At 35.9% G+C, this 11644-nt stretch carries 10 protein-coding genes; 9 read left to right on the top strand and 1 reads right to left on the bottom strand.

What is annotated here, in order from left to right; translation table 11 throughout:
* Positions 1–389: 389 nt before the first annotated feature.
* On the bottom strand, positions 390–1013 hold the full coding sequence (locus Q0L29_RS15820; protein WP_296623209.1) for a hypothetical protein: 624 nt from the start codon (positions 1011–1013) through the stop codon (positions 390–392).
* A gap of 424 nt (positions 1014–1437) precedes the next feature.
* Between Q0L29_RS15820 and Q0L29_RS15815 the strand changes: the two genes are divergently transcribed.
* From Q0L29_RS15815 to Q0L29_RS15775, 9 genes are all read left to right on the top strand, one after another.
* Positions 1438–1971, top strand: a complete 534-nt coding sequence (locus Q0L29_RS15815) for a hypothetical protein (protein WP_296623207.1) — start codon at positions 1438–1440, stop codon at positions 1969–1971.
* Positions 1972–2263: 292 nt separating this feature from the next.
* Positions 2264–4417: a histidine kinase dimerization/phosphoacceptor domain -containing protein gene (locus Q0L29_RS15810; RefSeq protein WP_296623204.1), complete on the top strand. Its 2154-nt coding sequence runs from the start codon at positions 2264–2266 to the stop codon at positions 4415–4417.
* Positions 4418–5161, top strand: a complete 744-nt coding sequence (locus Q0L29_RS15805; protein ID WP_296623202.1) for a LytTR family transcriptional regulator DNA-binding domain-containing protein — start codon at positions 4418–4420, stop codon at positions 5159–5161. It begins immediately after the preceding gene.
* Positions 5162–5442: 281 nt separating this feature from the next.
* Positions 5443–6612 carry an AAA family ATPase gene (locus Q0L29_RS15800; RefSeq protein WP_296623200.1) on the top strand — a complete coding sequence of 390 codons (1170 nt, stop codon included), beginning with the start codon at positions 5443–5445 and terminating at the stop codon, positions 6610–6612.
* 191 nt (positions 6613–6803) lie between these two features.
* On the top strand, positions 6804–6944 hold the full coding sequence (locus tag Q0L29_RS15795; RefSeq protein WP_296623198.1) for a hypothetical protein: 141 nt from the start codon (positions 6804–6806) through the stop codon (positions 6942–6944).
* A 54-nt stretch (positions 6945–6998) separates the two neighbouring features.
* Positions 6999–8216 (top strand): acyltransferase family protein, encoded by a 1218-nt coding sequence (locus Q0L29_RS15790; protein WP_296623196.1) that lies wholly within the window; start codon positions 6999–7001, stop codon positions 8214–8216.
* A gap of 157 nt (positions 8217–8373) precedes the next feature.
* On the top strand, positions 8374–8829 hold the full coding sequence (locus tag Q0L29_RS15785; protein WP_296623194.1) for a VOC family protein: 456 nt from the start codon (positions 8374–8376) through the stop codon (positions 8827–8829).
* A 112-nt stretch (positions 8830–8941) separates the two neighbouring features.
* Positions 8942–10261, top strand: coding sequence for an amidohydrolase (locus Q0L29_RS15780; RefSeq protein ID WP_296623192.1), 1320 nt, complete (start codon positions 8942–8944; stop codon positions 10259–10261).
* A gap of 328 nt (positions 10262–10589) precedes the next feature.
* Positions 10590–11644, top strand: a 1055-nt coding sequence (locus Q0L29_RS15775; RefSeq protein ID WP_296623191.1) for a DUF418 domain-containing protein, incomplete at its 3' end; no start/stop codon positions are given.

Raw genomic sequence — 11644 nt, 5'->3', positions numbered from 1 at the left:
TTCGCATTTTTTGAAGTGCAAGGAAAAGTGGGGAAATCTAAAAAAAGCCATGCACTTGTTATCAACAGTGTAATAGTTTTTAACATATATTATTGTTAAAAGTCAGTTTTTAGGGGGAAATGCGTTTTTCAGCAAGCCCTAGACTATCAAACACAGGGGGATCTGCATCATGGGCACTTTGAAGTAAATCAGGTTCAATCACTAGCCGGAAGAAAGCAAATCCAGGTTTCTCAACCTCAGATCGGGTGGCCGCTTTAATTCTAATTTTCTTTCCTCGGTAGGGTGCAGCGGCTATGGTTTGTGACTCGTCCTAAAAAAAGTTTACAGATTTAAAGCTCGATGTTTACAAGTCACCCCGCCTGAAGCAAAAACCGTGTTGATAGTAGCTTTCATTTTAATAATGCTTTTAACTTTTTTGACTGCTTAAACCACGCTATAATGAGGGGGATAAAAATAATATATCCTAAAATCCAGAATATCCAAACGTATTCGTTTGGTGACAATCGAGCCATCAAACCATTAATCAGAGGTATAAATGAAAGTAGCATCAAGGTTGCGTGTAATAAAATTCTATTTCTTTTAATACTTAATTCAAAAATCAAAGTAGACAAAGCAATCATCGCAAAAGTCAAACGAACAATTATCCAACCAAGTTCAATGTTAAAGATTATAATAAAAACATCAACCAAATAAATGAAAACAGTTAATAAAAGAATACTTAAAATCCACCAGTTTTTGGTAATTATCTTTTCATTTTTCTTCGCATAATAAGTCCCAGCAATAATAAGGTATGTACCAAAGAGAGTAAGTGCAAGGAAAAATATTTTGAACTTAATAAAAAGCATTAAAAAGGCGGTCAAAACCACCCCTACATAAAAATAAAAATAATAGCGTCCTGATTTTTTATGGACCTCACCACCTTTCGGTTCGACAATAATAGCTACAAGTCCACTCACGAAGGCTGCGATTGTAAAAACTACATGGCAAATTGTCATTATCTTGTAGGTTTCCATACTTGAATTTTGGTTTGGTTTATGAAGTTACCGTCACCATGCATCTATCCTTATTCCTGGTAGATAATAATTAATATAATATATCTATATATTTATAAATAATAAGATTATTTAATTATATTAATTATTACTAGTTTCTTTCATTAATACCTCGGATGAGGAGTTTTTCAAATTAGAGCTTACGCAATCTGATGATAGCATTGAAACCTTATGAAACTCCATTTTGGTTCTTCAAAACCTCATTTAAGTAAATTTAGGCTTTTATTTTTTAGCTGAAATGTCGCATCTGTACAAGATTTTGTGGAATCCCTTCTGTTATCTTTAGCCGATACAATCTCAACTTTGAATAATGAATTTGGCATACCCCCTATCCTAGCCTTTATGATGGGCTAAAATTTACCCTGGATGCAGTAGAAAAATGAATATGAAGACTATAAAAAAGCAAAATATGAAGGAATTAATATTTATGCTGACTGGCTTATTATTCACCACAACGGTTTTGAGTCAAACGTTTGATGAAAAATATAGCAAAGATGTACAATCAATAGATGCTATTATAAATGCCTATTATGAAGTTATTTCGGGCTCCAGCGATGATCCATGGCAATTTGAAAGAGATAAATACCTTCATGCAGAAAATGCGGTAATAACCAGGCTGGATGATGCGGGGAATGCAGCAGTTCATTCATTAGAAGCTGAGTATATCCCAATGGGACTAAACCCAAGAGAAGATTTCTATGAGCACGAGCTCAAGCGAATCGTCAGCAAATATGGGAACATCGCTCAGGTTTGGAGCGCTTTTGAAATCAGAAAAACGCCTGAAACTCCCTCAGCTACAAGAGGGCTGAATAGTATTCAACTTCATTATGAAAATGGTAGGTGGTATATCGATAGCTGGACAGCTCAAATGGAATCTGAACAGAACACCTTAGTGCAAGAATTTCTAAATGCGCAATGATACCATCCAAAATTCATCTACTAACAAAACTTTAATCAATGCTGAAATTCTTTAGAAAAATCCGCCAAAAACTTCTTCTGAAGATTTGATTGAAGTCAGGAGACATTTGTATGATGCTTATAGAAGCCAAAAGTCAGGAATCCGATTGCGATAACGCAATTAAAATACTTAAATTTATTTACTTTTTATGCAATTATAACAGTTCATATATGGATTTTACTAAGAAAATATGATATATTTAAATATACATGACAAATAAATCACTATCCATATCAACCTAACTGGCAAAGCGATGATCCACGGCTATATAAAATTCTTCATATGGTGTACTGCATTGCTCTTGCATGTGAGCATTTTTTCACAAAGTGTGCAAGTAAAAGATAGTGCAAAAGCTGCACTTGAAATGAGCGAAACATATTCCGAAAAAGCCTCATGGTATGGGAGCATGGATCATTATAATGCGGACAGTTCTCTTTATTACTCAAATAAAGCGCTGGAGGTATTGAATAGCCAAGAGCCTTTTCATCAAACGGCAATTAAAAAGCTACAATTAAAAAAAATGAGTGTCGGACAAGACCTTTCACCTGATCAGATTTCTGCTTTGAGTAGAGCCTACCAGGATAAAGCTTTGTGGTTTAAAGAAATGCCTAATTTTAACCGCGACAGCACTGTATTTTATTTTGATATGGCTGCTCTATTACTACAAAATAGCCAACCCTTACGATATGAACAATTGGCTGAACTGTATCTTAATATAACGGACAGAGACAATAGGTCTCATAATTTTAATGTGGCGGATTCACTGGCACCCATAGGTTGGGCTTACTACGAAAAAATTCCAGAAAAAGAAAAAGATAAGGTTTTGGGTTATAATTTATTAATCAACTGGGCTTTGATAAAAATTATCAGAGGAGAACCAAAACCCGGCCTGGAGCTTTTTGTCAAAGCTCAGGACTTGCTTAAAGGTGATCCCAGACCTGAAATTCAGCTAAAGATTTTGAAAGATAAGGGCAGGTTTCTCTATCAATATGGTTTGCCTGAAGAAGAAGATATAGGAGTTCAATATTTAAGGGAGAGCATGATTGGCTATCAAAAATCAGATTATCCCGGAAGAAATGAGGCACTTGTTTGCGCCTACAAACTGTTATCTTACCATTACACAGATGCAAATTCTGATTCAAGTGACTATTTTATTGATCAAATAGAGGTGCTATTGCCAAAAATAACCAATCCCTTTCATCATACATGGTATTATTATGCCATGGGCAGCAAACTTATCGACAAGGCAAAATACGAACAGGCTGAACCTTACTTATTTAAAACCATCAAATTGCTGGAGGAGAATAATCTAAGCACTATTGATGTTTATCAATTTGCGCATTCCCGTTTAGGAGATATTGCCAAGGAAGAAGGTAGATATGACGAAGCTATAACCTATTATGATAAAGCGAGGAATTCCTCTATTGAAATCAACACCAAGGCGAATACAGCCTACTTCATCAATAAATTATACCAATTGCATGAGCTCCGGGGAGATTATAAAAAAGCACTCGAAAACTATAAGGAGTGGTCAGAGGCTAACAATCTTATCGAAGTAGAAAGAAACGAAAGAAGCCTTCGTGAAAGCGAATTACAAATGAATGTCTTCAATCAAGATAAAGAGCTTGCTGCTAACCGACAGCAGCAAAGCATTTATATCGGTGCTCTAATTATTGGTGCCCTGTTGCTCGGATTACTTTACCGTAATTACAGGCTTAAACAAAGGAGTAATAATACACTAAAAATATTAAATGAGGAGTTAGCCGATAAAAATGTATTACTAGATAAGCGTAATGCTGAAAACGAATTGCTTCTCAAAGAAATACATCATCGTGTAAAAAATAATCTGGAACTAGTCAAGAGCTTAATTTCATTACAATCAGCTCAGATAGAAGATCCTGCTACCAAAGAGGCCATGATGGCCAGTCAAAACCGGGTGCAATCAATGGGCATTATCCACCAAAAGTTATATCAGGGAACAAATCTGGGAAGTATAGAAATGAAGGATTACTTCCTAAACCTTAGTGAAGGCATTCTGGACACCTTTAATGCAGAAGAAAAAGTGAAGATAGAGTGCGCAATGGACAATTTAGAACTGGATGTGGATACGGCCGTTCCCATTGGGCTTATTGTAAATGAGCTTTTGACAAATGCGCTGAAGTATGCTTTTCCTACAAAGGAAAATGGTATCATACACATCAGTTTAGAAAAAACGACCGATAACAATTTAAAATTGAAAATAAAGGACAACGGAGTGGGTAAAGTTGTAGGTATAGCTCCCAAAGGAACCGGTTTCGGTTCACAGTTAGTGCAATTATTAACACAACAACTCAACGGGAAAATGCAAGAACATACCAATGAAGGCACCCATATTGAATTTGATTTCTTAATTAAGAAAAGTGCGTAAATGAGTGAAAAGTTTAAAATATTAATTGTTGAAGATGAAATGCTCATTGGGGCGAATATTTCATTACAACTAAATGAATTAGGTTACGAGGTGACAGGTATCATTCCAAGAGGCGAAGAGGCCCTTAAGCATATTGAGGATAATCCCCCTGATATCCTGCTCCTTGATATAAATCTTAAAGGAGATTTAGATGGCATCGAAACCGCATTAGCAATGCAAAAAACACATAATATTCCTGTTATTTATTTGACGGCTAATACTGATGACGCACATTTTAACCGCGCTAAAGCAACAAAGCCTTTCGGTTTTTTATCAAAGCCTTTTAAGAAATTGGATTTGCAACGTACGATTGAATTAACGATTAACCAGATGGACAAAAAAATCAGAACGCATACTGATTTAGAATCTCAAAATAGCAATTCTTTCATATTAAGTGACTGTATTTTTGTAAGGCATTTAAATTCAATGGTTAAGGTAGATATTAAAGATATCCTCTACATTGAAGCTGAGCGGAATTATTGCCGTATATTTTCCAGCAGCAAAGAATATTTAGTGGTCATGTCGCTAAAAGAAATGGATGAAAAACTTCCTTCTAAGCACTTTTTAAGAACTCACCGTTCATATATCATCAATCTTTCTCAAATCAAAGAGATAGCCGCTACCCATGTAGTGATCGGGAATAAAGCCCTTCCAGTTACAAAAGCACAAAGAGAAGAATTGTTAAAGCGAATACAAGCTATTTAATTCCTTCGGACAGAAATTCCATTTTCATAGATTAGCACTAAATTAGAATGAATATATGAGCTTACGGCTTTTTTATCATCGATATTTTAGACCAATAATGATCGCAAGGAAGAAAAAAAATAATGGACGCAAACGAAAGGTGAAATGATGACTTTTATGTCACTATATAATAGTTAACACCATGCAGGAAATAGTATATTGCACATTTGATTGAACATTTTTAAATATAATTGATGAATTGGTTGTGCATTTTGTATCTTTATAAAAAATAGCACAGAATCATGAGAACACTCTATCAGAAATTTGAGACGCTCTTACAATATACGACCTCAGATTTTAAACGTTATTTATACGAAAATGTCGCGTGGGATAGCCGAATGCTTGGAATTATTGGTGCTCGTGGAGTCGGGAAAACAACAATGATTTTACAGCATATCAAAGAAAAATTAGATAGTAAAAAAGCATTATATGTATCAGCCGATGATATGTATTTCAGTGAAAACAGCCTTTTCGACTTAGCTGATGATTTTTATAAAAATGCAGGAGAACACTTGTTTATTGATGAAATACATAAATACACAGATTGGTCTCGAGAATTAAAAAATATTTATGATTCATTTCCAACCTTGAAAATTGTATTCACTGGTTCTTCGGTGCTCGACATACTTAAAGGTTCGGCTGATTTAAGTCGCAGGGCAATAATTTACAAATTACAACGCCTCTCATTTCGTGAATATTTGAAATTCTATCATAACTATGAAACAAAAGTTTACTCATTAGAACAAATCGTAAATAATGAGGTAAAACTTGAAAATATTCAACATCCTTTACCCTTATTTAATGATTATTTAAAACGTGGATATTATCCTTTTGGAATTGAAAATGAAATGAATTTACGTTTAGGTCAAATCATTGTGCAAACATTAGAATCCGATATTCCTCAATACGCAAATTTAAATGTGGGAACTGGTCGAAAACTTAAGCGCTTGCTTTCAATTATTGCTGAAAGCGTACCTTTTAAACCCAACTTTTCTAAATTATCAGCAATGATTGGCGTAAGTCGGAATTCCTTAGATGATTATTTTTCATACAAGGAAAAAGCTGGCCTTATTGGACAGTTACGAAATGAAACAAGTGGTATTCGTGGATTAGGAAAAGTTGATAAGGTGTATTTGGATAATACAAATATCATTTTCAATTTGGTTCGAGATAAATCAAATGTTGGAAATTTGCGAGAAACATTCTTTTTCAATCAAATGCGAGTAGAAAATGAAGTAATATCTTCAAAAAAAGCTGATTTTGTAATTAATGATTATACGTTTGAAGTTGGAGGAAAAAATAAACAACAAAGCCAAATTGAAAAAGACGGGAAATCATTTGTGGTAAAGGATGATATTGAGTTTGGTTACCGCAATGTTATTCCTCTTTGGGCTTTTGGATTAAATTATTAAAAACATACCTATAAAAAGAATGATTTACGTAAAACACTAAAAACATTGGCAGGCTTGCAGGCAATGTCGTTAAGTTAAGCTTTTATTATACCCATTTCAGGTGCTTTAATGGCAATATTAGCCCTCGCAGGAATTAAATACAATCATTGGAATTGCGGCTATTGCAATTTTAATAACGGTACAAATTGGATATGAAAAAAGCTGTTAACAGGCAAAGAGCAGCACGGATTGATCCTACTTCCAATTCCTCCTTTTTACCTTCGGACAGAAAACCAGCCCCTTCGGACAATAAATCAGGGGCTCCGTCCTTGACCGGTTTGATTTCAATTTGATAGTCAGTTGATTAGCATATGTTTATCAAGCATTTAAACTAATCCACTATCATTATGAAAGCTGTAAAACAAAAAACAGAAAGACTACATTCTCTGGACTCACTCAGGGCCATTATGATGATGCTGGGGATTGTATTACACGCGGCCAACACTTATACCGGTGGTGAACCCGGTCCTGGCTGGCCTTTAAAAGATCCGGAGGCAAGCAACGAATTGCTAAAATGGTTGGGCTATACTATTCATAATTTTAGGATGCCTATTTTTATGTTGGTAGCTGGTTTCTTTGCTGCACTATTGTTTTATGAGCGATCACCAAATAAAATGATTGTTAACAGAGTGAAGAGAATCGTATTCCCATTTATTCTTTTTGTCTTTTTGCTCTGGCCACTGGTAATGCTAGGTTTTTCTTACTCACAACAGATCTTTGGGCTTGCTCATATTTATACCTTCTCTAGTTTTTTCGAAAACCCATTTAACCTAATCCCAGAACGGACCATGCACTTATGGTTTTTATATTATCTGATTATGTTCTCCATCGCTTCTTTCGGCTTAGGCAAACTGCTGCAGCGCTTTCCTTCCATAACGAAACAAATAAGCAAAGTATTCAATCAAGTGATTAAAAGGTCACTGCTAAAAGCCGCAATACTATCACTAATCACTTTTTTGATATTGCTAGCGATGGATTCTTACTGGGTTGCCACCTCACTAAGTTTTGTACCTGATGGTGGTACTTTTAGCTTTTACTTCTTCTTCTATTTAACTGGCTGGATACTCTTTAAGTCAAAGCATTTATTATCATCCTTCATGCAATATGACAGGCTCTTCGTTCTTTTAGGTCTGGGGATATTTACCCTCTATTTTTTAGCGGACAGAACAGAATTCTCTAATGCGCTAACAGCAGGCATCAGATCGGTGACTTGTTGGCTCTTTATTTTCGGTTTCACAGGTTTGTTTTTGAGATATTTTAGTAAGCATTCAGCAATAGGGCGCTACATTTCGGATTCAGCCTATTGGGTATATTTACTTCACTTGCCCTTAACCGCATTTTTGCCAGGATTACTGGCAGGCTGGGCCATACCTGCCTTACTTAAATTCACCATTGTTGCATCGATTACAACCTTTATTTGCTTTTTCACCTACCACTATTTAGTGCGAGCAACCTTTGTTGGGGAGTTCCTAAACGGAAGAAAATATTCTAGGAAACTCAATGATATAAAACCTTTGGAGAAGCCTGTAAGGCCAATTATGACTTTAGTAACTGATAACAAATGAGGCTACTATATAAAGGAGCAAGTTTTTGAAGAAACTATTGATAATTTAAGATCAGAGTAAAGAAACAATGCATTGTAAACTGAATATAACAACTTTAATATCATTAGCCAATTGTTGTACACAAACTAAAACAAGAACAATAAACTAAAAATAAATCATGAAAAAAGCACTAATCATTCTGATTTTACTTCAGATTTCAAATCTTGCTATTGGTCAAGAAAAGAAAGATTTTACTCTTTCCTTTAATCATATGGCACTTTCAGTTAAAGATGTAAATGTATCAGCTACATTTTACACAGACGTTCTTAATTTGAAAATAATTCCATTGCCCCCAGAGGCTACAGACGTAAAATGGATTTCAATGGGCGATGGAAAAGAATTACATCTATTATCGGGATTTAAAAATGATGTTAAGATAAATAAGGATTTACATCTTGCTTTTTCAGCTGCCAATTTTGATGAATTTGTTCAGAGACTTACAGAAATGAATGTTGAATACTCTGATTTCCCTGGTAACTTAAATAAAATTAATGTAAGACCTGATGGAATAGAACAAGTTTACTTTCAAGATCCGGATGGCTATTGGATAGAAGTGAATAGCATCAAACAATAAATAAAATCATTGCACAATAAACTGCACACAAGAAGGCTTACTGCTTCTTGGGCGCAAAAAGCCAATAATTAAATAACCAAAGAACCCTTTTATCTAAAAATCAAGATTAATAATGAAAATCAAAAATACAGCAATAGCACTTATCACAACGATAAGCCTTTGTACTGGCCAATTGCTTGCCCAAAAAAGCAATTATAGTGAACTCATTGCCAAAAGTGCCAACAACATAGAACAGAAGGTGATAGACTGGAGAAGGGATATTCATCAGAATCCCGAATTGGGTAATCGAGAAATTCGGACAGCGGCCATGGTTGCAAAACATTTAGAGTCTCTTGGGATAGAAGTAAAAACCGAGGTTGGAATTACTGGCGTCATTGGTATTCTAAAAGGTAACTTTCCAGGTCCGGTCGTAGCTTTACGAGCAGATATGGATGCCTTACCAGTATTAGAGCGAACTCCTGTTCCTTTTGCGTCTAAAGTGAAAACCGTTTATGACGGCAATGAAACCGGGGTGATGCATGCTTGTGGTCATGATGCTCATGTGGCAATTCTAATGGGAGTTGCTGAAATTTTAGCCGGCATGAAAAATGAGTTAAAAGGAACCGTTAAATTTATTTTTCAACCTGCTGAAGAAGGTGCTCCTAAGGGAGAAGAAGGCGGTGCCGAACTCATGGTAAAAGAGGGGGCATTAGAAAACCCCAAAGTTGATGTCATTTTTGGACTTCACATTATTGCACAGGTAGAGGTGGGAAAAATCACCTACCGACCTGGGGGTATGTTTGCAGGAGTTGCTGACATGAAGATAACGATAAAAGGAAAATCTTCACATGGTGCAGAACCCTGGTCATCGGTGGATCCAATTGTGACATCGGCCCAAATCATCAATAATCTTCAAACTATTATTAGCCGCAATGTAAAAATTACCGAAAATGCAGCGGTTGTCACTATTGGTGCCATACATGGTGGGAATCGTTCCAATATTATCCCTGAGCAAGTCGAAATGCTAGGCACAATACGCACCTTAAGTGAGTCTGATGAGCAACTCATTTTTGAACGTATTCGCCAAATAGTGACTAACACGGCAGAGGCAAACGGTGCTGAGGCCATTGTGGAGCTACCCTATTCATCACATTACCCTGTCACATTCAATAACATTGAACTTACCGCCAAAATGTTACCTACTTTAAAGAAAGCAGCTGGAGAATCTAATGTTATTTTGGTACCAGCAGAGACTGGAGCAGAGGATTTTTCATTTTTTGCAAATGAAGTACCCGGCCTGTACTTTAACATTGGCGGTTTGCCAAAGGGTAAAGATCCAGAAACTTCTGCTCCGCATCACACGCCAGAATTTTTTCTTGATGAAAGTGGGTTTGTTACAGGTGTTGAGGCCATGGTCAATTTGGTAGTTGATTATATGGAAATGGGAAAGTAGTAGCAAAAATATCTATGCAACCTCTTCTTCAGAATAAAAACTACTTATATAAACCTGTTTGTACGGAGGCGAATATGTAGAGGAGCAGGTTTTGGGGGTCAGAGTAAGGGCATTTTATGTATGGAAACTAAATAAAGATTTTTCTCCACCTTCCACACTACTTTCACTTGCTTCTAAATTTTCCTTCGGACAGAAACCCACCCCCTTCGGACAGTAAATCAAGGGTTTCGTCCTTGATCGGTTTCTATGTTCATAGTTAAGTGCTTATTTAGGTTTACGGCTATGGGCTGAACATTTAAAACGAAATGAAACGAAGCTATTAGAAATCATGAATATTAAACCAGTCAGCACATCCAATAGGATCATTTATTTAGATATTCTACGTGGCTTATCTATCTTATTTATTTTTGTTGCCAACAGCTACGGGTTTGCCGGTTGGTACGCTATGCCGGATGAAATGTACACTCAGTTTAGTGGAGGCTATATGAATACGATCGTCAAAAAATTAACTGTGGTTCTGGTAGACGGAAAATGGTACTCTATTTTCTCCATTCTCTTTGGCATCGGATTTATCATGCAATATGAAAGCGCCAAAAAAATAGGTAAATCATTTCCCATCTTCTTTAGTAAAAGAATGTTGGGACTCTTGTTTTTTGGCCTAATACATTTATTCTTTTTTTGGTTGGGTGACATTCTTACCTTATATGCCTTATTAGGATTTTTATTAATATTTTTCAGGAACATGTCCAGCAGAAAATTATTGATTTGGGCAGGCATATTACTATTGCTTCCCATCATTCATTTACTGTTGATGATTGGCTTTGATAATTTCTATCCTTTGTCATTTTTTGAACCGCTAGCCCGCTATCTTAATGATAATAATTTTCCCATTGCGATGAATATCAATGAGGTAGATTGGCTTGCTTTCGACCAAAATTTCCTCAATGTAAACAGTTGGCGCCAATTTTTTATTACTAATCTTGGTTTACCCATCCTTCGATACCTGGAGATACTGATGGAAGGAAGAATCTTCAAAGTATTGGCTTGCTTTTTAATTGGCATCTGGGCTGGAAGGATGATCCTCCATGAAGGCTTACTAGAAAATAAAAGCTTATTAAAGAAAATCGTTTTATATGGTTTCTTGATTGGATTGCCTATGAATATTGTGCTGGCTATTGCCAAAACACAAGCTGGAGGTTTCTGGACTATTATTAATTACACAAGCTATGCATTCGGTGTGGTTCCGCTGGCTTGTGCCTATGCAGCAGGTGTCGCCTTGCTTTTGCAAAAAAGGCATAAAATCTTGCTGCTATTAGCCCCGGTAGGTCAAACTGCCATGAGTAATTATATTTTTCAAACGTTCATTTCAGTCATTATTTTTTA

The organism is Marivirga sp. (assembly GCF_024636815.1).
Taxonomy (GTDB): domain Bacteria; phylum Bacteroidota; class Bacteroidia; order Cytophagales; family Cyclobacteriaceae; genus Marivirga.
Note: the sequence above shows the minus strand (reverse complement) of the source record. Positions and strands in the feature narration are given on the sequence as shown.

Coding starts and splice junctions, on each gene's coding strand:
- Q0L29_RS15820 (WP_296623209.1), bottom strand. CDS start 1,013: ATGGAAACCTACAAGATAATGACAATTTGCCATGTAGTTTTTACAATC.
- Q0L29_RS15815 (WP_296623207.1), top strand. CDS start 1,438: ATGAAGACTATAAAAAAGCAAAATATGAAGGAATTAATATTTATGCTG.
- Q0L29_RS15810 (WP_296623204.1), top strand. CDS start 2,264: ATGATCCACGGCTATATAAAATTCTTCATATGGTGTACTGCATTGCTC.
- Q0L29_RS15805 (WP_296623202.1), top strand. CDS start 4,418: ATGAGTGAAAAGTTTAAAATATTAATTGTTGAAGATGAAATGCTCATT.
- Q0L29_RS15800 (WP_296623200.1), top strand. CDS start 5,443: ATGAGAACACTCTATCAGAAATTTGAGACGCTCTTACAATATACGACC.
- Q0L29_RS15795 (WP_296623198.1), top strand. CDS start 6,804: ATGAAAAAAGCTGTTAACAGGCAAAGAGCAGCACGGATTGATCCTACT.
- Q0L29_RS15790 (WP_296623196.1), top strand. CDS start 6,999: ATGAAAGCTGTAAAACAAAAAACAGAAAGACTACATTCTCTGGACTCA.
- Q0L29_RS15785 (WP_296623194.1), top strand. CDS start 8,374: ATGAAAAAAGCACTAATCATTCTGATTTTACTTCAGATTTCAAATCTT.
- Q0L29_RS15780 (WP_296623192.1), top strand. CDS start 8,942: ATGAAAATCAAAAATACAGCAATAGCACTTATCACAACGATAAGCCTT.